This window comes from Candidatus Planktophila versatilis (genome assembly GCF_002288105.1).
Classification (GTDB): domain Bacteria; phylum Actinomycetota; class Actinomycetes; order Nanopelagicales; family Nanopelagicaceae; genus Planktophila; species Planktophila versatilis.
This window is the reverse complement of the sequence record NZ_CP016774.1, coordinates 1,283,528-1,305,780: the sequence shown is the minus strand read 5'-3', so window position 1 is coordinate 1,305,780 and position 22,253 is coordinate 1,283,528. Positions and strand designations below refer to the sequence as shown.

Below are 22,253 nucleotides of genomic sequence, written 5' to 3'. Positions count from 1 at the left end.
CATTATGGAATATATAGTCATCGGCGCAGTCATACTTTTAGTTTTATTCTTTATTGCCCAATACAACCGCCTCATTCGCTTGAATATCACAGTCGATGAAGCATTTGCCCAGATTGAGGTTCAACTCAAGCGACGTGCAGATCTGATTCCAAATTTAGTGGAGACTGTTAAAGGATATGCAGCCCACGAACAATCAACATTTGACGCCGTTGTCACAGCGCGGGCGAAGGCGACCAGTGCAACAACTATTGCTGACGTTGCGGCAGCAGATGGCGCCCTGACAAATGCACTCAAAGGTTTGCTCGCAGTGGCTGAGGCGTATCCAGACCTGAAGGCATCGGCAAACTTCTTATCACTTCAAGAAGAACTTTCAACAACTGAGAATAAAGTTTCATTTGCCCGCCAGTTCTATAATGACACTGTGCGCTCGCTCAACACGGCCGTTAAAACCATCCCCACCAGCTTCTTTGCCGGCTTTGCCAAGGTAGATGCGCGTGACTTCTATGAAGTTGAGAATCCAACAGATCGCAACGTTCCTGGCGTTAAGTTCTAGCAAGTTCTATGGCTGAGAATAACTTTCGGGCACTCGCTTCTGCCAATAAAGGAAAGACCTATTTCCTTCTTGCAGCAATGGGAGTTCTCACCTGGCTGGTCGCATACGCGGTACTAACTTATTTTGGAGCCGGCACAGCTTCAACAATTGTTCCGTTTGCGGTGGGAATATCACTCATTGGCGTGTGGGGCTCTTACTATGGCTCAGATAAATTAGTACTCACCATGACAGGTGCCAAAGTTGTTACCCGAGAAGATGCACCCGAACTCTTTAATGTGATTGAAGAAGTGGTGATTGCAAGCGGTTTACCTATGCCTAAAGTGGCAATCGTAGAAGATTCTGCGCCCAACGCATTTGCAACCGGACGTAATCCTGACCACGCACTGATTGCATTTACTACACGGATTCTTGAAGTCATGGATCGCGATGAACTTCAAGGAGTCATCGCACATGAGATGTCACACGTGGCAAACCGTGACACCTTAGTGTCAGCAGTTGCAGCAACTACTGCCGGAGCAATAGCAATCTTGAGTGATTTTCTGATGCGCATCATGTTCTTTGGTGGCGGTCGCAGAGACGGAAACCAAAATCAAAATCCAGTCGCACTTGTTCTTTCACTTGTTGTCTTAATTCTTGCTCCGATTGCAGCGCTGCTCTTGAAATCTGCAATCTCACGTAAGCGTGAGGCGCTAGCAGATGCCACAGCTGTCTCCTTTACGCGCAATCCCGCCGGGCTTCGCAAAGCACTTGAAGTATTAGCTGCTGATTCAACTGTCGTGCGCCAGAAATCAAATGCGGTTGCACATATTTGGATCGAATCTCCATTAGATGCAAAAGCAGTCTCCAAACTCTTTAGTACTCACCCACCAATCGAAGAGCGCATTGCAACGCTGCGTGCGATGGAATCATTGGGTCCACAGATTTAATATTTTCTAACTTTGCGCTGAATTACATTGGTGTAACTCCACCCACAATGGGGATAAACTCTGTGGATATCTAGCAAAGAGTGAGTTGATTCAGTAGGAACCCTCACCCCTGCGCCGAACGGGCGGTAAATCCCACTCCTAAGGCTTCTCGCCGGTATTTGACTTCTGATTTAACGATAGGATTTCACCCTGCTATAGCGGAATCACCGCTCTATAGCCCATTTAAGGCAAATTCAAGGAGTTCCCACTTTGAGCGAAAAGCGTGATGTGAAGAAGGAACCAGGCGGATACGACGCCTCCTCGATCACAGTCCTAGAGGGCCTTGAGGCTGTTCGAAAGCGCCCCGGAATGTATATCGGCTCCACCGGTGAACGCGGGCTGCACCACCTTGTCTATGAAATCGTCGATAACGCAGTTGATGAAGCGCTCGCAGGTTATTGCACTGAAATTAAAGTCAGCTTGATGCCTGATGGGTCACTACAAGTGGTCGATAACGGTCGCGGAATCCCGGTTGATATCCACCCGATTGAAAAGAAGCCAGCACTTGAAGTTGTTCTCACCGTTTTGCACGCCGGTGGAAAGTTTGGCGATGGTGGCTACTCAGTCTCTGGCGGCTTGCACGGTGTTGGCTCCTCTGTTGTCAACGCACTTTCCACAAAGCTATCTGCTGAAGTAAAACGCGATGGATTTACCTGGCGCCAAGATTACCGACTCGGTGTTCCGCAAGCACCTGTTGCTAAAGGTGAAGCAACAACTGAGACCGGAACAACAATTCAATTCTGGCCATCGGAAGATATCTTTGAAACAACAGATTTCTCATTCGAAGTTCTCTCTACTCGTTTTCGTGAGATGGCATTTCTTAACCGCGGCCTGATTTTATCTCTGACAGATTTGCGCCCTGGCCATGTCGATGACAAGGGTGAACAAATTGCGGTGCGCTACCAATACCAGGGTGGTATTACTGACTTTGTAAAACACCTTAACTCCACACGTGGTGAACTTCATAAGACCGTTATCGCAATTGAGTCAGAGGATAAAAAGGCGCAACTTTCACTTGAAATTTCAATGCAGTGGAATAACGGCTTTTCCGAGTCTGTCTATACCTTTGCCAACACTATTCACACCCATGAAGGTGGAACCCACGAAGAAGGTTTCCGCACAGCACTGACTTCAGTGGTTAATAAGTTCGCCGAGGAACAGGGACTTATTCGCAAGAAAGAAGATCGCCTTACGGGCGATGATGTTCGTGAAGGCCTTACTGCAATTGTCTCTATCAAATTGGGTGAACCACAGTTTGAAGGACAGACAAAGACCAAACTCGGTAACACTGCCGCGAAATCATTTACCCAAAAAGTAGTTAATGAGCACTTGACGCAATGGTTTGAACAAAACCCACAAGAGGGCAAAGACATTATTCGTAAATCAATCGATGCAGCTTCTGCTCGCGTGGCAGCACGTAAAGCACGTGATTTAGCTCGTAACCGTAAGGGCTTGCTCGAAGGTCGTGGAATGCCCGGCAAGTTAGCTGATTGCCAGTGGACTGATCCTTCCAAGTGCGAGCTCTACATTGTCGAAGGTGACTCTGCTGGTGGCTCGACAAAGGGTGGCCGCGATTCACGAAATCAAGCAGTCCTGCCAATTCGCGGCAAGATCCTTAACGTTGAAAAGGCTCGTATTGATCGCGTGCTACAAAATAATGAAGTGCAATCCCTGATTACCGCACTCGGTACCGGAGTTCACGATGACTTTGATATAGAAAAGTTGCGCTATCACAAGATTATTCTGATGGCTGATGCTGACGTTGATGGTCAACACATTCGCACACTACTTCTTACTTTGTTATTTAGATTTATGCGTCCATTGATTGAAAACGGTTTCGTCTATCTTGCCCAACCTCCACTTTATAAACTCAAGTGGGGCGGTAAAGACCCGGTTGAGTATGCATTTAGTGACAGAGAGCGCGATGGCATGATCAAGATTGGTCTAGATGCCGGAAAGCGTCTTCCGAAAGAAGATGGAATCCAGCGCTTTAAAGGTTTAGGTGAAATGCCGGCAAAAGAGTTGTGGGATACCACTATGGACCCAGAGCATCGCGTCTTGATTCAGGTAACACTAGATGACGCAGCAGCAGCCGATGATTTGTTCTCTGTTCTGATGGGTGAAGATGTAGAACAACGACGCGCCTTTATTCAGCGCAATGCTAAAGACGTTAGATTCTTGGATATCTAATGACAACTGATGACATGGCACCGGAAGAGGTAACTTTCGATCGCATCGAAAAAGTAGACCTACAAGTTGAAATGGCGCGCAGCTATCTCGACTACGCCATGTCTGTCATTGTTGGGCGCGCACTTCCTGATGTGCGAGATGGCCTAAAGCCAGTTCACCGCCGCGTTCTCTATGCCATGTTCGATGCTGGTTATCGCCCCGATAAGGGCTATTACAAATCTTCTCGCATCGTCGGTGATGTCATGGGTAATTACCATCCTCATGGTGACACCGCTATCTATGACACCGTTGTTCGTTTAGCTCAGTCATGGTCACTTCGTTATCCATTGGTAGATGGCAACGGAAACTTCGGTTCACCCGGTAACGATCCAGCAGCTGCGATGCGTTACACCGAAGCTCGCTTGGCACCTCTTGCCATGGAGATGATGCGTGATATCGATGAAGATACCGTCAACTTCTCACCCAACTACGACGGACGATCACAAGAGCCTGATGTATTACCTGCACGTTTTCCCAACTTACTTGTTAACGGCTCTGCCGGTATTGCAGTGGGTATGGCGACAAATATTCCTCCGCATAATCTTCGCGAAATCGGTGAGGCGGTCATTTACGCACTTGAACATCCAGATATGCCGGCCCCAGATCTACTTAATCATTTGCTTACTGTTGTGAAAGGCCCAGATTTTCCAACCAAGGCACTGATTGTTGGCCGTGGCGGCATTGAAGATGCCTATCGCACTGGCCGTGGCTCAGTGACTATGCGGGCAGTAGTAAATGTAGAAGAGATTAATAAGCGCACATGCTTAGTTGTCACTGAACTTCCCTATCAAGTGAACCCAGATAACTTAGCGCTTAAAATTGCTGAACTTGTTAAAGATGGAAAGATCAAGGGAATCGCAGATGTGCGCGATGAAGGAAACGAACGTCTAGGTCAACGCCTGGTTATTGTCTTGCAGAGCTCGGCAATTCCAAAGGTTATTCTTAACAATTTATATAAGCAGACTCAACTACAAGATACTTTCGGTGCCAATATGTTGGCACTTGTCGACGGTGTTCCACGTACCTTGCGCTTAGATGAATTCATTAAGTATTACATCGAGCATCAAGTTGAAGTCATTGTTCGCCGTACTAAATTCCGCTTGGTTGAAAAAGAGAAACGCGCACATATTCTTAAGGGATACCTCAAAGCCCTCGACGCCCTCGATGCCGTGATTGCACTCATTCGTGCCTCAAAGACTCCCGAAGAAGCGCGTACAGGTTTGATGAAGTTACTCGATGTCGATGAGATCCAAGCAAATGCAATTCTTGATATGCAGTTGCGCCGAATTGCAGCACTTGAGCGTCAGAAGATTAATGATGAATACGAAGGCCTGATGGCTGACATCATCGAGCTCAACGCAATCTTGGCATCGGAAAGTAAGCAGCGCGAAATCATTAAGAGCGAGCTCACTGAAGTGATTACTAAATACGGTGATGAGCGCCGTACTCAAATTGTGGCAAGTGAAGGTGATTTCTCGGCTGAAGATCTCATTCCTGATAACAATGTCGTAGTAACTATTACCCGCGGTGGATATTCCAAGCGCACTACCGCTGATCTCTATAAATCACAGCGCAGAGGTGGTCGCGGCGTTAAAGGCGCGGCGCTGAAGCAAGATGATGTGGTTGATCATTTCTTTGTTGCCTCTACCCACGATTGGCTCTTGTTCTTCACCAACCAGGGCCGCGTTTATCGGGCGAAGGTGCACGAGCTTCCTGATGCTGGCCGCGATGCCCGCGGACAACATGTGGCAAATCTGATGGCATTTAAGCCAGAAGAACAAATTGCACAAGTGCTTTCATTTAAAGATTACAACGCAGCTCCTTACCTAGTACTTGCCACAAAAGGTGGGCTAGTGAAGAAGACCCCACTGACTGAATACGATTCACCGCGCACCGGTGGCCTCATTGCAATCTCATTAAAGCCTGGGGATGAAGTTGTTTCAGCTTCTCTTGTCCGTAATGCCGATGAACTCTTGCTTGTTTCTAAGAAGGCGATGTCACTGCGCTTTACCACCGATGATGATTCACTTCGTCCGATGGGACGTTCCACATCTGGTGTGATCGGAATGAAATTTCGCGTGGGTGATGAACTCTTAACAATGGCGCGCGTTGATTCTCAATCTACGCAGGGTGCATTTGTCTTTACCGCAACCGATGGTGGCTATGGAAAGAAAACTCCAATCGATGAGTATCGACTACAAGGTCGTGGTGGCATTGGCATAAAGGCGGCAAAGATCGATGAAGATTCTCGCGGAACACTTGTATCCGCACTTGTATTAGAAGATAAAGATGAAATCCTCGCGATTACATCTGCTGGAACTGTCATGCGAACCCCTGCAGCTGAAGTGCGCCAAACAGGCCGCGATTCAATGGGAGTTCGTCTGGTCAACTTAGATGTTGGTGTGACCCTGTTATCTGTGACCCGCAACAGCGAAGATGAGATTTCGGAGCAAAAGTAGTAGGGTTCACGCCTGTAGTAATGGGGGCCGTTTTGGCTACTTGATGATATTCAAGTAACCTTGCGCTTCTGCGAAACGCACGAAAGTACGTCTAGCGGGCCCATAGCTCAGCCTGGTTAGAGCGCTTCCCTGATAAGGAAGAGGTCGGTGGTTCAAGTCCACCTGGGCCCACCCGTTCTAATACGGGGACCTAGCTCAATTGGTAGAGCACCGCCTTTGCAAGGCGGGGGTTAGGGGTTCGATTCCCCTGGTCTCCACATGTCAAACACTGCAACCCTTCACACCTCACTCGGCGACATTGTCATCGAGCTATTTCCTAATCACGCACCTAAGACTGTTGAAAATTTTGTAGGTCTTGCAACTGGTGCCAAAGAGTGGACGGATCCTCGTACAGGTAAGAAATCAAATGAGAATTTATATGACGGAACTATTTTCCACCGTGTCATCGCCGGTTTCATGTTGCAAGGTGGAGACCCACTAGGTCAAGGCTTTGGCGGACCTGGATACCAGTTCGCTGACGAATTCCATGGCGAGCTTCAATTTGATCGCCCATACATTCTTGCCATGGCTAACTCTGGACCAGGAACAAATGGTTCACAGTTCTTTATTACAGTTGCTCCAACAACATGGCTTAACCGCAAGCACACAATTTTCGGTGAAGTAAAAGATGTCGCTTCACAGGCCGTTGTAGACAAAATTGGCGCAACACCAACAGGTGCCCAAGATAAGCCTGTGACACCAGTTGTCATTAATAGCGTCACTATCGCTTAATTCTTTAAGCGCATGAAATCGCGTTCAACAGTCATATCGCTAATCACCATTATCTGCGGCTTTTACCTATACGAACTCCTTGATTCCGGAATCATTGGCACCTTTGGCCTCTATGGAATCGAATTACTTAAATCAACAAACGAGTGGTATCGACTTGTCACTGTGGCTCTCGTGCACGATAACTCAAATACAATTCCAATTCACCTAGCATTTAACATGCTTGCCCTGCACTCACTCGGAACACCGATCGAGCGCTTTATGGGGCGCAGCAAATTTCTCATTATCTTCTTCATCTCACTCATCGGTGGCTCTCTATTTTCGGCATACAGTCTTGGTTACAACGGATATTCAGTGGGAGTATCAGGTGCGGTCTTTGGTTTATTCGGCGCATTTGTAATTATTGGCAAGCGAATGGGCGGTGACATTAAAAGCATCATCGTTGTCATCGCCCTGAACTTTGCACTGGGTTTTACTATTGGCGGCGTAGATTGGCACGCTCACCTTGGTGGTCTTATCGCAGGGGCTGTAGTGACTAAGTTATTGCTTACTCTGAAGCCTTCACGCTTCTAAGTAATATCTGGGCAACATCGAGTACTTCAACATCTGATTGACGCGCAACCATTCCATCACCGACCATGATTCGGCAGAATGGACAGGCAACAGCGACTTCTTGCGCCCCGGTATCAATTGCTTCATCAACACGATTTAAGTTGATGCGAGTTCCAAGTTTTTCTTCCATCCACATGCGGCCACCGCCACCACCGCAGCAGAATGATCGTTCCTTATTACGTGGCATCTCTTCCACATCGCAACCACTAGCCTCCAGCAGCTCACGAGGTGGTGCGTAAATTTGGTTGTGTCGACCGAGGTAACAAGGGTCGTGATAAGTCAGCTTCTTATCTGATTTATGCGGACTTGGCTTCAGGCGTCCTTCTTTAATCAAATTATTAAGTAATTGCGTGTGGTGCAACATCTCGAGCTCAAAACCACTCTGTGCATAATCTCGTCCAATAGTTGTGAAGCAATGCGGGCAGGTAACAACAACCTTCTTCTTACCTTTTGATCTATCGCCAAAAGTTTCGTTAAAAGTCGCAATGTTTTCTTGGGAAAGAATTTGGTAGAGAAATTCATTACCGGAGCGACGTGCCGGATCTCCAGTGCAGGTCTCACGCTTTCCTAGAACGGCAAAGTTAACTCCCGCCATATGTAGTAACTCAGCGACAGCCTTTGTTGTCTTCTTTGCTCGATCTTCGTATGCACCAGCGCAGCCAACCCAGAAGAGATATTCAACTTCTTCTGGAAGTTCACCGCTAACAACGCGTACTGGGAAATCACACTCTGCAATCCAGCTCTCGCGGTCAGCCTTATTAGCACCCCATGGGTTTCCGGCCTTCTCAAGATTGCGGAAAGTGCCACCAAGCTCTGTTGGAAATTCAGATTCAACGAGTACTTGGAAGCGGCGCATATTAACGATGTGATCAACGTGTTCGATATCAACTGGACACTCTTCAACACAAGCACCACACGATGTGCAAGACCATAAGACATCAAGTGAGATAGGAGCGTTCTCACCCACTATGTTTTCGGTCTCGACAACCTTTGACATCGCGTGATCGCGCATCGCCATAATCAATAACTTAGGTGAAAGTGGTTTATCGGTATGCCAGGCCGGACATTGCGATTGGCAACGACCACATTCGGTGCAGCTGGTCATATCCAGCAAGCCCTTCCAGGAGATATCTCCGCGCGTTCCAAGGCCAAAGACATCATCTTCAGCCGGATCTTCGAAGTTAACAGGCTTACCTTTTGAGAGCATCTCTGGCAGCGCACCGAGTGCTGGTTGATCGATATTACGTTTGTAGTAAATATTAAAGAAGGCAAGGAATCTGTGCCAGGCGATACCCATGGTGAAATCAGATGCAATCACAATGAACCAGGCCATTGAAATAACAATCTTGAGCGTTGCGACGATAACTATTGCACTTTCAAGGGACGCAACCGACATGGAGTTAAAGGCAAGAACTGCCGGCCATGAAATCGCATAATGCCAATTCCATGATTCTTCATTAGCGAGTGCGCCTTCCAAACCACGAAGTGCAATGACACAGAAAACAATGCCAAGAATTGTCGCCTCGATGTAATAGGCCTTACCCATATTCGATCCACTAAAACGATTGCGTTTACGTAAACGAGTCACTTGGCGAATGCCAATCAAGGTAACTATGCCAACGCCGGTGAGGGCGGCGATGAGTTCAGCAAAGAGTTCATATCCAACAAAATGTCCAATAAGGGGCAGTGCAAAGTCTGGGTTAACTACTTGTCCATATGCGGTGATGAGAGTTCCGAATAGCGCGCCAAAACCAATCATCACAAACCAGTGAGCGATTCCCGTGGCTGTGAAGTTGAGCATCTTGGTATGTCCAAGAACTTCTGTGAGCATGTTCTTAAACCGCGCAGATTGATTATTGCTGCGAGTGGGATCTGGTTGCTGCTTCTTATACAGAGCAATTAATTGGCGTACTCGCACAGTAAGAAAAATGAGTGCGAAGGCAGTAATGAGATAAGAGAGTCCTGCCAGCGCAAACTTCATAAGCGTAGGGTAATCGTTACTGGCGATTTAGGAAGCGCACATGCTTAGGAGTCAATTCATCTAATGAATTCACACCCAACAACTTCATATTTCGAACCATTTGTGTGCGCATGATTTCAAGTGCGCGCTCGACGCCATCTTGGCCACCAGCCATCAGGCCATATAAATAAGCTCTGCCCACATAAGTAAATTGAGCACCGAGTGCGATGGCGGCTAAAACATCAGCCCCATGCATAATTCCGGTATCAATATGAATCTCGTAATCTTTCTTAAATTCCTTCTTAATATCACTCAGTAAATGGAGCATTACCGGGGCGCGATCGAGCTGCCGTCCTCCGTGATTGGAGAGTAGAACCGCATCGGCTCCAAGCTCTGCCGCCTTTTTTGCATCTTCAAGATTTTGAATTCCCTTGACCGTCAGCGTTCCATTCCACTGTTCTCTAATCCACTTCAGATCTTCCCATGTCATTGTTGGGTCGAACATGTAGTCAAGGAGTTCTCCTACAGTGCCCTCCCAATTCTTCATCGATGCAAATTCGATTGAGGGAGTTGTTAGAAAGTTAATCCACCAAGCAGGTCGAGGAATAGCGTTAATCACTGTTCCAGCCGTCAGGCGCGGTGGAACGGTGAGGCCATTTCGGTAATCACGAATTCTTTGTCCGGCGGCAGGCACATCAACTGTGAGCATTAGGTTTTTCACACCAGCACGTTGTGCACGCTCGACCAGCGCCATGCTTCCTTCGCGATCTTTCCACATATATAACTGGAACCAATTGCGACCATTAGGTGCTGCGGTGACAACATCTTCAATAGTTGTTGTGCCAAGGGTTGAGAGCGTAAATGGAATTCCAAATTTTTCAGCAGCCCGTGCTCCCGCAATTTCACCTTCAGTCTGCATCATGCGGGTAAATCCGGTTGGAGCAATACCAAGTGGCATTGAGAATTTTTCTCCGAGTGAGGTGCGAGTTAAATCTGCAGTAGATACATCTTTTAAAATACTTGGGATAAATTCAAGATCAGCAAATGCTTGACGAGCGCGTTCTAGACTTACTTCACTCTCTGCTGACCCGTCGGTGTAATCAAACGGACCTTTAGGAGTGCGCTTCTTTGCAATATCGCGTAGATCCCAGATTGTGTATGCCTTCTCTAAGCGACGCTTCTTGCGGCGCAGAGTAGGAAGTGAGAACTTAAGAAGTGGGGCTAGCTCCGAAGGCTTGGGAAATTGACGCTTAACATTCTTGCCCATGGAAGAAGTGTTCTAAAGTTTCTTACTTAGCGCCACTTAGTTGCGAGCGAGAATCCCACAGCGATAAAGCTAAAGCCAATAATCATGTTCCAAGCCCCGATACCCGGAATTGGGTAGCGAGTTTCGCTGACATAGAAGATGACAATCCAGAAGAGGCCGATTAGGAAGTTGGCAATCATCACAGGGGCAAGCCACGATGGGCTCTCGAGCAGCGGTGACTCTTCTTCGATGTGATGCTGTTCTTCGTGAGCGTGCTGCTCGGCGACCTTCTTACGCAACTTCGACTTTGGCATGAGGGCAAGGTTACAGCACAATTAGGACCATGGCTCGAATCCTCGTCATCGATAACTACGACTCGTTCGTCTTTAACCTCGTTCAATACCTCGCACAATTGGGGGCAGAATGCACCGTTGTTCGAAACGATGAAGTCACAGCCGATGAAGCTGCGCGCTATGACGGGGTTTTAATCTCCCCAGGACCGGGCACTCCAGATAAGGCTGGGGTCAGCATCGCGATGATCAAATACTGCGCAGAGAATTCAATTCCGTTATTTGGCGTCTGTCTTGGCCATCAAGCAATCGGTGAAGCATTTGGCGCCACTGTCTCTCGCGCTCCAGAGCTTTTACATGGAAAGACTTCAGAAGTTCTGCACAATGCAACGGGAGTACTGACTAATCTGCCTTCACCATTTACTGCAACTCGCTATCACTCACTTGCAGTAGAACGAGATACCGTTCCAGATGTCTTAGAAATTACCGGGTCAACTGAATCTGGTGTGGTCATGTCACTTAAACATAAAACCTTGCCAATCGAAGGCGTGCAATTCCACCCAGAATCAGTCTTAACCGAACACGGACATCAGATGTTGGCTAATTGGTTGGTGACATGTGGTGATCTAGCTGCACCTAAGCGAGCAGTTGGATTATCGCCAGTAGTTGGTAGAGCTAATTAAGGTTCTCTATTAATTGTAATTGTCACTGATTTACCAATTGTTTGAGTTGACTCCGCATCAGGTGCTTGGCGAATAACAACACCGAGTGGTTGCTCCGGATCGAAATCAAAGAATTCGTTGATAAGAAAACCCGCTTGAATCAGCGAAGTCTTAGCTTGAATTGCTTCCACACCAACCAAGTCTGGAACAGTGATTTCACCACTTGCAATTGTGAGAATTACTCCACTGCCAGCATCGGTAACTGAGCCCACTGCAGGTGTCACTTCGAGCACTGTTCCCTGTGGTTCATCTGATGGAGCAGCAATGGTCTGTGAAACAAGTAGACCAACAGCGGTAAGGGCTGCGCGTGCATCGATTAGTGACATGCCAATTAGATCATCAGGAACAATTGCCTCTCCCGGACCCTTTGAAATCGTAAGTACGATCGATGAGCCAGGTTGGGCGCTCATTGTTGCTAGTGGTATTTGGCTTGCGACTCGATCACGTGGAATAACGCCGTCATTCGCTCGTCTAATCGTGATTGTGTATTGGCTCAAGAGCGCGCGTGCTTGTGCCTCACTCAAGCCCACAACATTAGGGATTTGCGCCAGATTCTTATTTGAGCTGCCACTATATAAATAACCGCCAATAGCTAGCGCAATCGCGGCAAAGAAGGCACCACCGTAGATAAGTGCGGACTTGCGCGTAAACACAGGTGGACTAACTACCTTGGCTAATACTTTCTCACCTGCGCGTACTCGCGCAATATCATCGAGCATCTCTTGTGCACTTTGGTAACGATCTGCAGGTTTCTTGGCTAGTGCAACCGCAAGAATAGTTTCAATTCCTTCTGGAAGATTTGGTTGTATGGTGCGAATAAGTGGAGCGGTACTTGATGCATGTTGGTAGGCAATTGATACCGGAGTTTCTCCAGTAAATGGTGGTTGCCCCGAAAGTAGTTCAAAGAGTAAGCATCCAGCTGAGTAAATATCACTTCGTGAATCTGCGGGCTCACCCACAGCTTGTTCAGGTGAAAGATATTGCGCAGTTCCCACAACGTTCCAGGTGCTGGTAAGAGTGGCACCAAGATCATCCATGGCACGCGCGATTCCAAAGTCCATTACTTTTACATCGCCCTTGTCGGTGATCATTACATTCGCCGGCTTGATATCGCGGTGAACAATCGCTCGCGCATGTGAATACTCAAGGCCTGCAAGAACGCCCTCGGCAATTTCTAGTGCGCGCTGCAGCGGAAGTCTTTCACCATCATGAATCAGATCACGCAAGGTGTGGCCAGAGACAAGTTCCATCACGATATACGGCGCAGGTTCTTCACCAGAGTCATAGACAGCAACAATTGCTGGGTGATTAAGGCCAGCGGCGGCTTTTGCTTCTTTTCTAAATCGAGCTACGAAGAGTGGATCTTTTGCTAAATCACTACGCAAGATTTTGATAGCAACTTGTCGTGACAAACGTTGGTCTTGTGCAATATACACATCGGCCATGCCACCTGTGCCAATCATTTCCCCAAGCAGGTAGCGAGCACCCAATAATGAATTCATCATTGTGCGGCACCTAAGGTGAGAATCGAACTATCTTCACTTATCTCCACCAGATCAGCGATGATTACCGTGACGTTATCGGGAGCGCCATTGATATAGGTGGCATCAACTAAAGCATCAACAGCTTCTTTGCGATTCTTACCTTTAATCAATGACTTAATCTCTTTCTCGGTTAAGACAGAGCTCAATCCGTCGCTGCATACTAGATAGCGATCTTTAACTTTTCCTTCGAGAATCAGTAGAGGTGCGTGTGTGATGCCATCGCCCATGAGGACTTGAGTGAGCACCGAGCGCTGAGGATGCGTTGCAATATCTGCCTCCGAAATTGCACCTTGGCTAAGTAGCTCTTGAATCACGGTGTGGTCGAGGGAGAGTTGCTCAAATGAGTTTGCCCGCAACCGATATGCCCGGGAATCTCCAATGTGGAGCAAGGCAATCTTTTCCTGTGAGAGAAAGAGAGATGTCAACGTAGTTCCCATGCCCGAAAGCTCTGGGTTTTCATCTGCCGCACTCTTTATCTGAGTATCAATAGTGTGAAGTGATTGGCCAAAGAGATCGTCAGCAGAATCAGAATCAATATCTGGGTGAGTAATAACTGAGGTGAGTTCGGCAAGTGAATTGATTGCAATCTTTGATGCAACTTCTCCTGCTGCATGCCCGCCCATTCCATCGGCAACAGCAATAACGTGCAGTGAAGTAAGAGCGCTATCTTCATTGCCCTTGCGGACAAGACCCACCGCAGAACGCGCGGCAGTTGCGAAGTAGAGCTGGCCCATGGGGGTAAGACTAATCTCTTTGCTACTCTCGGTCTCATGCTCATCTACGCGCATCGCGGTGCGAGTGCCGATTTTCCAGAACTCACCATGGCCGCCTACGAAGGCGCAGTTGAACAAGGCGCCGACGGCTTCGAGTGCGATCTGCGCATCACCAAAGATGAAGTACCTATCTTGTGGCATAACGCTTCGATGCTCGAACGGGCTGGCAACCGAGGCCTCATTGCTGAGATGACATATAAAGAGGTATCTCGGGCATACCCACAGGTTCTCACCCTTGATACTTTCTTAGATTATGCAATCGCCAATAAGAAAGGTGTGCTTTTAGAAACTAAGCATCCCGTCTTTTCCGGCAACCGCGTTGAAGAGTTATTAGTGACGGCACTTCATGAAAAGAAAGCACTCGCAAAAATTGCAGTCTCTGTCATGTCATTTAGTTGGCTGGCGGTGGAGAAGATGCGCAGATTAGATTCAACAATCAACACAACATTTCTCATGCATAAAAATACGCCATGGTTTCAGGCACGTTTTTCATCTAGTGCTGCAATTGGACCAGGAATGAACGAATTACGTGCTGAGCCAATGATTGCGAAAAAGATCCAGTCGCTGGGGCGCTCGCTCAATGTGTGGACCGTCGATAAGGATGCGGACATTCACTTGTGCCAAAAATTAGGCGTAGACATTCTCATCACCAATAAGCCGGCACATGCACGTGAGGTACTCGGGTATCCTTAACCAGTGAGCACCCAAGACAGCCATACATATGCCTATTTGGGGCCGGTTGGAACTTTTACGGAAGCTGCACTAAAAACAATTACCAGTGAAGCTGATATCTCCATTCCTTTTGCCAATGTCACCGCCGCACTCGATGCAGTGCGTTCTGGGAAAGCTGACTACGCACTCGTTCCGATTGAGAATTCGGTAGAAGGCGTTGTTGCGCGCACCCTTGATGAACTTGCAACTGGAGAACCACTGACAATCGCTAGAGAAGTAACACTGGCTGTGACCTTTGCCTTAATGGTTAAGCCAGGTACGAAAGAAATTAAGCGTATTGGCACACATCCACATGCCGAATCACAATGCCGGGCCTATATTGCAAAGAACTATCCGCATGCAGAAATAGTTTCTACTGCATCAACTTCTGCCGCAGCGGAGGCAGTGAGTAAGGGTGAAATAGATGCAGCTATTGCATCAAGTGCGGCTGCCCAACATTTCAACCTAGAAGTAATTGCTGAAAATATTGGAGATAATGGTGGCGCCGTCACCCGATTTATCGCTGCCCAGAAGCCGGGATGGATGCCAGAGCCGACCGGACACGATCGCACCTCGATTGCCGTCTTTATCGGTATCGACCATGCGGGAGCGCTCCTTGAAATTCTGCAAGTCTTTGCCCAACACGATGTAAACCTGACATTCATCCAGTCACGTCCAACGGGTCGCGAACTTGGTCACTACCATTTCATCATTGATGTCGAAGGTCATATTAAAGATGCGCCAGTCGGTAAATCCGTGGAAGAGCTCCGCGAAATCTGCGACGACATTAGATTCTTAGGATCTTATCCACGGGAGGTGCGCGCATGATTGATATCAAATTCTTACGTGAGCACCCAGATGTTGTCCGTGCATCACAAAAGGGGCGCGGTGAAAGTGTTGAACTCGTAGATCAAATCCTTGCAATTGATGAGAAGAAACGCGCTGCGGTAACAGAGTTTGAAACGCTACGCCAAGAACAGAACACCCTTTCCAAGAGCGTTGGCGCAGCTAAAGGTGATGAGAAAGCAGCACTGCTTGAGAACGCGAAGGCCTTGGCAGATAAAGTAAAAGCGGCCGATACAAAGCGCGCCCAGGTAGAAGAGCAAACCAAAGCGTTAATTTTGCAACTCTCCAACCTATTAGACACTCAAGCACCTATAGGTGGCGAAGAAGACTTCCTCATCATTGAACATGTTGGAACCCCGCGCGATTTTGGCAAAGATGGTTTTGAGCCGAAGGATCACGTTGAACTCGGTAAGTTACTAGGTGCCATTGATACCGAGCGCGGTGCAAAAGTTGCTGGCTCACGTTCTTATTACCTGACCGGTGTTGGTGCGCTCCTGGAATTTGCACTCGTTAATTACGCAATCCAGAGCGCGGTAAAGAATGGTTTCACACCTGTTATTCCACCAGTGTTGGTAAACCCTGCGGCAATGGAGGGAACAGGATTTCTTGGCCAAGCAGCAGAGAATGTATATCGCATTGAAAAAGATGATGTCTATTTAGTAGGAACATCTGAAGTCCCACTTGCAGCGATGCATATGGATGAAACTCTGCCGGTTGATAAATTGCCACTTCGCTACGCCGGATATTCATCATGTTTCCGCCGCGAAGCTGGAACATATGGGAAAGATACTCGCGGAATTATTCGGGTGCATCAATTCGATAAAGTAGAAATGTTTACCTTCTGCAAACCTGAAGATGCACAAGCAGAGCATCTGCGGTTGTTGCAGTGGGAGAAAGATTTCCTGAGCGCAATGGAGATCCCATTCCGCGTAATCGATGTTGCATCAGGTGATCTGGGTTCATCTGCCACACGTAAATTTGATATTGAAGCATGGATTCCTACGCAAGATGCCTATCGTGAAGTAACCAGTACATCGAACTGCACGGAGTTTCAAGGGCGACGCTTGAATATTCGTTATAAAGACTCTGAAGGAGTCAAAGCAATTGCCACTCTCAATGGCACCCTAGTTGCTATTCCTCGCATGATTGTTGCAATTTTAGAGAATCATCAAAATGCAGATGGCACAGTCAATGTTCCGGCAGCGCTGCAACCATTTCTTGGCATGAAGAAATTTGAGGTTGTGTGAGTCTTCCTCAAGTATCGCAGCGCCGTCCAAAGCTCATTGCATCAGATCTCGACGGCACCATCGTCGCCCACTATGGCAATGTAACTCAGCGCACCATCGACGCTTTTCGTAAAGCGCATTCCATGGGAATTGAAATCTTCTTTGTTACAGGTCGCCCACCGCGTTGGATGCCAGAGATCAAAGAGGCATTTGGAATTGGTAACGCAATATGCGGCAATGGCGCCATGTTGTATGACCTGCAGAACGATAAAGTCCTAGAACAATGGCTGATGGATGCTGAAGATATCCTGGAATCTGTCAAGCGATTGCGTGCAGCGATTCCCCAGATTTCATTTGCAGTGGAATCACATAATTACTTTCACCGAGAAAAGATTTATATTCCGCGCTGGGATGTTGGTTTAGATAACATCGGAGTAGATCGCATTGAAGAAGTGATTACTTCTCCATCACTGAAGCTGCTCGCTCGCTGCTCTCAGCAGGAGCTAACATCGGATGAAATGTTAGCTATCGCATCAGTTGAATTAGAAGGCCTAGCAACTGTTACACATTCAAATCCGCATGACTCACTTCTTGAAATTTCAGCTATTGGTGTTTCAAAGGGAATGACACTTGCAAAGATGGCGGCTCGACTTGGAATCGATGCAGCCGATTGTGTTTCATTTGGAGATAATCCAAATGACTTCTCAATGCTTGAATGGTGCGGACGATCATTTGCGATGTCTGATGGACATCCCGAGGGAGTGAAGTATGCAAAAGGAGTTGCTGGTCCATGCGAAGAAGATGGTGTTGCAATCATCATCGAGCAGCTGCTCGAACTTCCTGCCTAATTACTCACTAATTTTTCGCTGAATTATTCAAGATGGCCACTTTCGGGTAATCTCTCCCACGGAGGACTCGCATAGCGGCCGAGTGCACCGGTCTTGAAAACCGGCAGGTGAAAGCCTCGTGGGTTCAAATCCCACGTCCTCCGCGCTTAATGCCAAACCCGCCTCATGCACTGGGGCGGGTTTTGCATTTCATGCGCCAGTTGTGGCTGACTTCATAAGCTATATGCGGCTCACCGCCTAGCGACTTTGCCCCAGTAAGCGCACACTTCTCTCATTAGAGAATCCCGTCACTCGGGAAAACTAGGGGAGCAGACATGTCCGGAGTTTTTTCTCCAACGCGCGCGAAGATTAAAGAGCGCACGCTACGCACAGATAAATGGTGGTTAGAACCCGCAATTACCTTCGGAGTTCTTTTCTCATTCATTATCTATGCAACCTTTAGAGCTTTCGAGGGTGCCAATTACTACAAAGATCATCTGATCTCACCTTTCTATTCACCGTGTTTATCAGAAGCCTGCGTGCCGGAAGCAACATTTCTTGGCTTTACCCCGGTCAGTGCTCAAATTTTTAACTTCGCACTTTCACCAGCACTTATTATTTTGATCTTCCCACTTGGTTTCCGTATGACTTGTTATTACTACCGCAAGGCTTATTACCGCGCTTTCTGGCTTTCACCACCAGCGTGCGCTGTTGCCGAACCACACACCAAGTACACAGGTGAAACACGTGCACCTCTTATCTTGCAGAACTCACACCGTTGGTTCTTCTATGCAGGTTTGGTCTTTAACGTCTTTCTTACCTATGACGCGATTATTTCGTTTAAGAGCGTTGAAGGTGAGTGGGGACATATGAGTGTTGGTTCCCTCGTACTGCTCGTGAGTTCAACACTTCTCTGGTTCTATTCACTTTCATGCCACTCATGTCGCCACACAGTTGGCGGACGTTTGAAACATTTCTCAAAGCACCCAGTTCGATATAAGGCATGGACTTGGGTATCAGCGCTTAATCACAAGCATCAACAATTTGCCTGGTACTCACTTGCTGGCGTTGCATTTGCCGATATCTACGTTCGCCAAGTTGCAACTGGCGCCTGGACAAACTTCTACTTCTTCTAAAGGATGCCGACAGATATGACTGCCAACGAATCAACTCTACAAAGAGAGAAGTACGACGTCCTTATTATTGGTGCTGGCGGCGCTGGTTTACGTGCAGCTGTGGAGGCTCGCGAAGCAGGCTTGAGCGTTGCAATCATCTGTAAGTCACTCTTTGGTAAAGCTCATACGGTGATGGCCGAAGGCGGCGCTGCTGCATCTATGGGAAATGTGAATGATAAAGATAATTGGATGGTCCACTTTCGCGACACTATGCGCGGCGGTAAATTCCTTAACCATTTCCGGATGGCAGAACTACATGCCAAAGAAGCACCAGATCGCATCTGGGAACTTGAAATGTGGGGTGCGCTCTTTGATCGCACAAAAGCAGGAAAGATTTCACAACGTAACTTTGGTGGACATGAATATCCACGCCTTGCTCACGTAGGAGATCGCACCGGCCTGGAAATTATTCGCACAATGCAACAGAAGATTGTTCAGTTGCAGCAGAAAGATGGTCGTGAGTTTGGCGATATGGAAGCCAAAATAAAAGTATTCGCAGAGTGCACCATCACTGAAATTCTTAAAGAGAATGGCAAAATCTCTGGTGCTTACGGTTACTGGCGTGAGAGCGGAGAAGAAGTTCTCTTTGAAGCACCTGCAGTAGTTATTGCTACCGGCGGTGTTGGAAAAACTTTTAAGATTACATCGAACTCTTGGGAAGGCACCGGAGACGGACATGCACTTGCGCTCAAAGCAGGCGCGAACCTGGTTGATATGGAGTTCTTACAGTTCCACCCAACCGGAATGGTCTGGCCACCTTCAGTACGTGGAATCCTTGTTACTGAATCAGTTCGTGGTGAGGGCGGAATTTTGACTAACTCACTCGGTGAGCGCTTTATGTTTAAGTACATCCCAGATGTATTCAAAGATAAGTATGCCGATAATGAAGAAGAAGCAGACCGCTGGTATCTAGATCAAGATAACAACCGACGTCCGCCAGAGCTCCTGCCACGCGATGAAGTTGCTCGCGCGATTAATACCGAAGTGAAATCAGGACGCGGTACTGAACATGGTGGTGTCTACCTCGATGTTTCAAAGCGCATCCCTGCTGAAGTGATCAAGAAGCGTCTTCCTTCGATGTGGCATCAATTCTATGAACTTGCTGGCGTTGACATTACAAAAGAGGCGATGGAAGTTGGCCCAACTTGTCACTATGTGATGGGCGGAGTGGAAGTTGAACCAGATACTGCAGCAGCAATAGGAGTTCCAGGACTCTTCGCTGCCGGTGAAGTTGCTGGTGGAATGCACGGCTCAAACCGTCTTGGCGGAAACTCACTCACAGACCTTCTTGTCTTTGGTCGCCGGGCAGGTGCTGGCGCCGTAAATTATGTGAAGAGCGCGGGTGCTAATCCTGTCTCGGCTGCATCAGTTAAGGCCGCCGCCGATCGCATCGAAGCACCATTTAGTCGCGCAGGTGGAGAGAACTCATACTCACTTCACGCGGAGCTGCAGGAAGTCACACATAACTTAATTGGAATTATTCGCACGCGCACCGAGATTGAAGAAGCAATCATCAAGATTGCCGACATTCGCGCTCGCAGTAAGAACGTTGCCGTTTCCGGGGGGCGTTTATTCAACCCAGGATTCCACCTAGCCTTTGATCTAGACAACATGCTCCTGGTTGCTGAATCAACAGCAAAGTCGGCGCTTTTGCGGGAAGAATCGCGTGGTGGACACACTCGAGATGATTTCCCTGGCATGAATAACAAATGGCGCCAGATCAATAACATCGCCAGCTTTGACGGCAATCAAGTCAACATTAAAGAACAAGCTTTGCCAGTATTGCCTAAAGAGCTCTTTGATCTCTTTGATGTGCACGAACTTGAGAAGTACATGACACCGGAAGAAATTGCGAAAGGCGGTTCCAACTAATGGCACGCACACTTAATCTTCGCATCTGGCGAGGAGACGCAAAAGATGGTGGTCTCAAAGATGTACAAGTTGATGTCAACGAGGGCGAAGTAGTTCTCGATGTTATTCACCGTGTTCAAGCAACGCAGATGGGTGACCTCGCTGTCCGCTGGAACTGCAAGGCAGGAAAATGTGGATCTTGTTCGATGGAGATTAACGGCAAACCACGCCTTGCCTGCATGACTCAGGTTGCTTCATTTGATGAGAATGAAACTATTACTGTTACACCACTTCGTGCATTTCCTGTCATTAAAGATCTCGTTACCGACGTATCATTTAATTATAAGAAAGCAATGGAAATTCCAGCCTATGAGCCACCTAAGGATTTAGCACCAGGTGAAGCACGCATGCAACAAGTCGATGTCGAGCGCAGCCAAGAGTTCCGCAAGTGCATCGAGTGCTTCTTATGCCAAGACACTTGTCACGTAATTCGCGACCACGAAGAGAACAAGCCATCTTTTGCTGGGCCACGATTTTTTATCCGTATCGCAGAACTCGATATGCACCCACTAGATATCTTGAAAAACCGTAAACGCACTGCTCAAGAAGAGCATGGTCTTGGAATGTGTAACATCACAAAGTGCTGTACTGAGGTCTGCCCAGAACACATCAAGATCACTGACAACGCAATCATTCCAATGAAGGAGCGCGTTGTTGATATTAAGTACGATCCAGCTCGCATGTTTGCCGGTCTTCTCAAGCGAGAAAAGCGCAGCTAACACTGAAGGCGGTCTGGCTAGTCTCACTTGGGGGAGTTCTCGGCTCTCTTACCCGCTGGATACTTTCTTTAATAATTCCACACAGTGGTAACGGAACACTTGCCGCCAATCTACTTGCAGTAGCTTTAGCAATCTTCTTCCTAGTGTTGATGGAGCGTCGCGGAATTACAGAGCTACGTTATTTCTTACTTCCAGGTTTCTGCGGCGGACTTTCCACATTCTCTGCTGTGACATATGAGGCTGTGGCACCTGATGAAGCTGGATTCTCATATTTGCTTATCAACGTAGTTGCCTCATTGATAGTCGCTTACCTTTCACTTAAAGTCGCCCGAAAAGTTGTGAAGGCTCGAATATGAATGTGTTCATGGTCATTGTCGGAGCAGCTATCGGATCCCCTGCCCGATTCTTAGTTGATCAATATTTCAAGAAATTTACAGATAAACCTGCCGGAACTTTCATTGTAAATATCCTCGGCTCATTTCTCATTGGACTAACTTTTGCCACAACGGAGCACTGGCACGATTTTCTGGCCGTTGGCTTCGCCGGCTCCTTCACAACGTGGTCCACATTTATCGTTGATCTCTATCTTGGCTATGAACTCAAGCACTATAAAGTTGTTGCAATTAACCTATTAGCTTCAATTACTTTTGGCTTACTGGCCGCTTATCTGGGCTATAACCTGGTTAGTTAAGCAAAATCACTCATTAATTCAGGGGT

Annotated in this window: 21 protein-coding genes and 3 tRNA genes; 19 read left to right on the top strand and 5 right to left on the bottom strand. The window is 47.6% G+C overall.

The features are described 5' to 3' along the window. Window positions 1–4: 4 nt before the first annotated feature. The 8 genes from A1sIA79_RS06760 to A1sIA79_RS06725 all read left to right on the top strand — a co-directional run bounded on the left by A1sIA79_RS06760 (window position 5) and on the right by A1sIA79_RS06725 (window position 7,547). Window positions 5–553: a LemA family protein gene (locus A1sIA79_RS06760; RefSeq protein ID WP_095675418.1), complete on the top strand. Its 549-nt coding sequence runs from the start codon at window positions 5–7 to the stop codon at window positions 551–553. Window positions 554–561: 8 nt separating this feature from the next. Continuing rightward, a complete protein-coding gene (locus tag A1sIA79_RS06755) occupies window positions 562–1,479 on the top strand; it encodes a M48 family metallopeptidase (protein WP_095675417.1) in 918 nt (305 codons plus the stop codon). 249 nt (window positions 1,480–1,728) lie between these two features. After that, window positions 1,729–3,708 (top strand): DNA topoisomerase (ATP-hydrolyzing) subunit B, encoded by a 1,980-nt coding sequence (gene gyrB / locus A1sIA79_RS06750; protein ID WP_095675416.1) that lies wholly within the window; start codon window positions 1,729–1,731, stop codon window positions 3,706–3,708. Then, entirely contained in the window at window positions 3,708–6,206 is a 2,499-nt protein-coding gene (gene gyrA, locus A1sIA79_RS06745) for a DNA gyrase subunit A (protein WP_095675415.1), read from the top strand. The genes gyrB and gyrA overlap by 1 nt, the downstream gene beginning before the upstream one ends. Before the next feature lie 96 nt (window positions 6,207–6,302). Beyond that, window positions 6,303–6,377, top strand: a tRNA-Ile gene (locus tag A1sIA79_RS06740). A 13-nt stretch (window positions 6,378–6,390) separates the two neighbouring features. Continuing rightward, window positions 6,391–6,463, top strand: a tRNA-Ala gene (locus tag A1sIA79_RS06735). 1 nt (window position 6,464) lies between these two features. Further along, entirely contained in the window at window positions 6,465–6,977 is a 513-nt protein-coding gene (locus A1sIA79_RS06730; RefSeq protein WP_095675414.1) for a peptidylprolyl isomerase, read from the top strand. 12 nt (window positions 6,978–6,989) lie between these two features. Next, entirely contained in the window at window positions 6,990–7,547 is a 558-nt protein-coding gene (locus A1sIA79_RS06725; RefSeq protein WP_095675413.1) for a rhomboid family intramembrane serine protease, read from the top strand. Here the strand turns inward: A1sIA79_RS06725 and A1sIA79_RS06720 are convergent. Genes A1sIA79_RS06720 through A1sIA79_RS06710 form a run of 3 tightly spaced genes read right to left on the bottom strand, consistent with a single transcriptional unit; the run spans window position 7,522 to window position 11,106 of the window. Next, complete coding sequence (locus tag A1sIA79_RS06720) at window positions 7,522–9,567, bottom strand: 4Fe-4S dicluster domain-containing protein (RefSeq protein ID WP_095675412.1); 2,046 nt, start codon at window positions 9,565–9,567, stop codon at window positions 7,522–7,524. The two genes, A1sIA79_RS06725 and A1sIA79_RS06720, sit on opposite strands and share 26 nt — an antisense overlap. Window positions 9,568–9,583: 16 nt before the next feature. Then, complete coding sequence (locus tag A1sIA79_RS06715) at window positions 9,584–10,813, bottom strand: alpha-hydroxy acid oxidase (RefSeq protein ID WP_095675411.1); 1,230 nt, start codon at window positions 10,811–10,813, stop codon at window positions 9,584–9,586. A gap of 26 nt (window positions 10,814–10,839) precedes the next feature. After that, on the bottom strand, window positions 10,840–11,106 hold the full coding sequence (locus tag A1sIA79_RS06710) for a cell division protein CrgA (protein WP_095675529.1): 267 nt from the start codon (window positions 11,104–11,106) through the stop codon (window positions 10,840–10,842). Window positions 11,107–11,135: 29 nt separating this feature from the next. Here A1sIA79_RS06710 and A1sIA79_RS06705 point away from each other — a divergent pair, with 29 nt between their 5' ends. Then, the gene (locus A1sIA79_RS06705; RefSeq protein WP_095675410.1) at window positions 11,136–11,765 is read left to right on the top strand and encodes an aminodeoxychorismate/anthranilate synthase component II; all 630 of its coding nucleotides are present in this window, start codon (window positions 11,136–11,138) and stop codon (window positions 11,763–11,765) included. Here the strand turns inward: A1sIA79_RS06705 and A1sIA79_RS06700 are convergent. After that, window positions 11,762–13,309, bottom strand: coding sequence for a protein kinase domain-containing protein (locus A1sIA79_RS06700; RefSeq protein ID WP_095675409.1), 1,548 nt, complete (start codon window positions 13,307–13,309; stop codon window positions 11,762–11,764). The two genes, A1sIA79_RS06705 and A1sIA79_RS06700, sit on opposite strands and share 4 nt — an antisense overlap. Continuing rightward, window positions 13,306–14,082 carry a PP2C family protein-serine/threonine phosphatase gene (locus A1sIA79_RS06695; RefSeq protein ID WP_095675528.1) on the bottom strand — a complete coding sequence of 259 codons (777 nt, stop codon included), beginning with the start codon at window positions 14,080–14,082 and terminating at the stop codon, window positions 13,306–13,308. The genes A1sIA79_RS06700 and A1sIA79_RS06695 overlap by 4 nt, the downstream gene beginning before the upstream one ends. A 36-nt stretch (window positions 14,083–14,118) precedes the next feature. Here A1sIA79_RS06695 and A1sIA79_RS06690 point away from each other — a divergent pair, with 36 nt between their 5' ends. The 10 genes from A1sIA79_RS06690 to A1sIA79_RS06645 all read left to right on the top strand — a co-directional run bounded on the left by A1sIA79_RS06690 (window position 14,119) and on the right by A1sIA79_RS06645 (window position 22,227). Continuing rightward, the gene (locus A1sIA79_RS06690; protein WP_095675408.1) at window positions 14,119–14,814 is read left to right on the top strand and encodes a glycerophosphodiester phosphodiesterase; all 696 of its coding nucleotides are present in this window, start codon (window positions 14,119–14,121) and stop codon (window positions 14,812–14,814) included. 3 nt (window positions 14,815–14,817) lie between these two features. Beyond that, window positions 14,818–15,660: a prephenate dehydratase gene (gene pheA, locus A1sIA79_RS06685; RefSeq protein WP_095675407.1), complete on the top strand. Its 843-nt coding sequence runs from the start codon at window positions 14,818–14,820 to the stop codon at window positions 15,658–15,660. After that, window positions 15,657–16,925: a serine--tRNA ligase gene (gene serS / locus A1sIA79_RS06680; protein WP_095675406.1), complete on the top strand. Its 1,269-nt coding sequence runs from the start codon at window positions 15,657–15,659 to the stop codon at window positions 16,923–16,925. The genes pheA and serS overlap by 4 nt, the downstream gene beginning before the upstream one ends. Beyond that, window positions 16,922–17,752 carry an HAD family hydrolase gene (locus A1sIA79_RS06675; RefSeq protein WP_095675405.1) on the top strand — a complete coding sequence of 277 codons (831 nt, stop codon included), beginning with the start codon at window positions 16,922–16,924 and terminating at the stop codon, window positions 17,750–17,752. Before serS ends, A1sIA79_RS06675 begins: the two co-directional genes overlap by 4 nt. A gap of 60 nt (window positions 17,753–17,812) precedes the next feature. Beyond that, window positions 17,813–17,895, top strand: a tRNA-Ser gene (locus tag A1sIA79_RS06670). A 171-nt stretch (window positions 17,896–18,066) separates the two neighbouring features. Then, window positions 18,067–18,867 carry a hypothetical protein gene (locus A1sIA79_RS06665; RefSeq protein ID WP_095675404.1) on the top strand — a complete coding sequence of 267 codons (801 nt, stop codon included), beginning with the start codon at window positions 18,067–18,069 and terminating at the stop codon, window positions 18,865–18,867. Between the two features lie 15 nt (window positions 18,868–18,882). Continuing rightward, a complete protein-coding gene (locus A1sIA79_RS06660; protein WP_095675403.1) occupies window positions 18,883–20,778 on the top strand; it encodes a fumarate reductase/succinate dehydrogenase flavoprotein subunit in 1,896 nt (631 codons plus the stop codon). Then, complete coding sequence (locus A1sIA79_RS06655) at window positions 20,778–21,536, top strand: succinate dehydrogenase/fumarate reductase iron-sulfur subunit (RefSeq protein ID WP_095675402.1); 759 nt, start codon at window positions 20,778–20,780, stop codon at window positions 21,534–21,536. The genes A1sIA79_RS06660 and A1sIA79_RS06655 overlap by 1 nt, the downstream gene beginning before the upstream one ends. 2 nt (window positions 21,537–21,538) lie before the next feature. Beyond that, on the top strand, window positions 21,539–21,892 hold the full coding sequence (locus A1sIA79_RS06650; RefSeq protein WP_095675401.1) for a fluoride efflux transporter FluC: 354 nt from the start codon (window positions 21,539–21,541) through the stop codon (window positions 21,890–21,892). Continuing rightward, complete coding sequence (locus tag A1sIA79_RS06645) at window positions 21,889–22,227, top strand: fluoride efflux transporter FluC (RefSeq protein WP_095675400.1); 339 nt, start codon at window positions 21,889–21,891, stop codon at window positions 22,225–22,227. Before A1sIA79_RS06650 ends, A1sIA79_RS06645 begins: the two co-directional genes overlap by 4 nt. Window positions 22,228–22,253: the final 26 nt, after the last annotated feature.

Excerpts from the sequence above, each read along its gene's own strand:
- A1sIA79_RS06760 (WP_095675418.1), top strand. The coding sequence starts at position 5 with ATGGAATATATAGTCATCGGCGCAGTCATACTTTTAGTTTTATTCTTT.
- A1sIA79_RS06755 (WP_095675417.1), top strand. The coding sequence starts at position 562 with ATGGCTGAGAATAACTTTCGGGCACTCGCTTCTGCCAATAAAGGAAAG.
- gyrA (WP_095675415.1), top strand. The coding sequence starts at position 3,708 with ATGACAACTGATGACATGGCACCGGAAGAGGTAACTTTCGATCGCATC.
- A1sIA79_RS06730 (WP_095675414.1), top strand. The coding sequence starts at position 6,465 with ATGTCAAACACTGCAACCCTTCACACCTCACTCGGCGACATTGTCATC.
- A1sIA79_RS06725 (WP_095675413.1), top strand. The coding sequence starts at position 6,990 with ATGAAATCGCGTTCAACAGTCATATCGCTAATCACCATTATCTGCGGC.
- A1sIA79_RS06720 (WP_095675412.1), bottom strand. The coding sequence starts at position 9,567 with ATGAAGTTTGCGCTGGCAGGACTCTCTTATCTCATTACTGCCTTCGCA.
- A1sIA79_RS06715 (WP_095675411.1), bottom strand. The coding sequence starts at position 10,813 with ATGGGCAAGAATGTTAAGCGTCAATTTCCCAAGCCTTCGGAGCTAGCC.
- A1sIA79_RS06710 (WP_095675529.1), bottom strand. The coding sequence starts at position 11,106 with ATGCCAAAGTCGAAGTTGCGTAAGAAGGTCGCCGAGCAGCACGCTCAC.
- A1sIA79_RS06705 (WP_095675410.1), top strand. The coding sequence starts at position 11,136 with ATGGCTCGAATCCTCGTCATCGATAACTACGACTCGTTCGTCTTTAAC.
- A1sIA79_RS06700 (WP_095675409.1), bottom strand. The coding sequence starts at position 13,309 with ATGATGAATTCATTATTGGGTGCTCGCTACCTGCTTGGGGAAATGATT.
- A1sIA79_RS06695 (WP_095675528.1), bottom strand. The coding sequence starts at position 14,082 with ATGGGCCAGCTCTACTTCGCAACTGCCGCGCGTTCTGCGGTGGGTCTT.
- A1sIA79_RS06690 (WP_095675408.1), top strand. The coding sequence starts at position 14,119 with ATGCTCATCTACGCGCATCGCGGTGCGAGTGCCGATTTTCCAGAACTC.
- serS (WP_095675406.1), top strand. The coding sequence starts at position 15,657 with ATGATTGATATCAAATTCTTACGTGAGCACCCAGATGTTGTCCGTGCA.
- A1sIA79_RS06665 (WP_095675404.1), top strand. The coding sequence starts at position 18,067 with ATGTCCGGAGTTTTTTCTCCAACGCGCGCGAAGATTAAAGAGCGCACG.
- A1sIA79_RS06660 (WP_095675403.1), top strand. The coding sequence starts at position 18,883 with ATGACTGCCAACGAATCAACTCTACAAAGAGAGAAGTACGACGTCCTT.
- A1sIA79_RS06655 (WP_095675402.1), top strand. The coding sequence starts at position 20,778 with ATGGCACGCACACTTAATCTTCGCATCTGGCGAGGAGACGCAAAAGAT.
- A1sIA79_RS06645 (WP_095675400.1), top strand. The coding sequence starts at position 21,889 with ATGAATGTGTTCATGGTCATTGTCGGAGCAGCTATCGGATCCCCTGCC.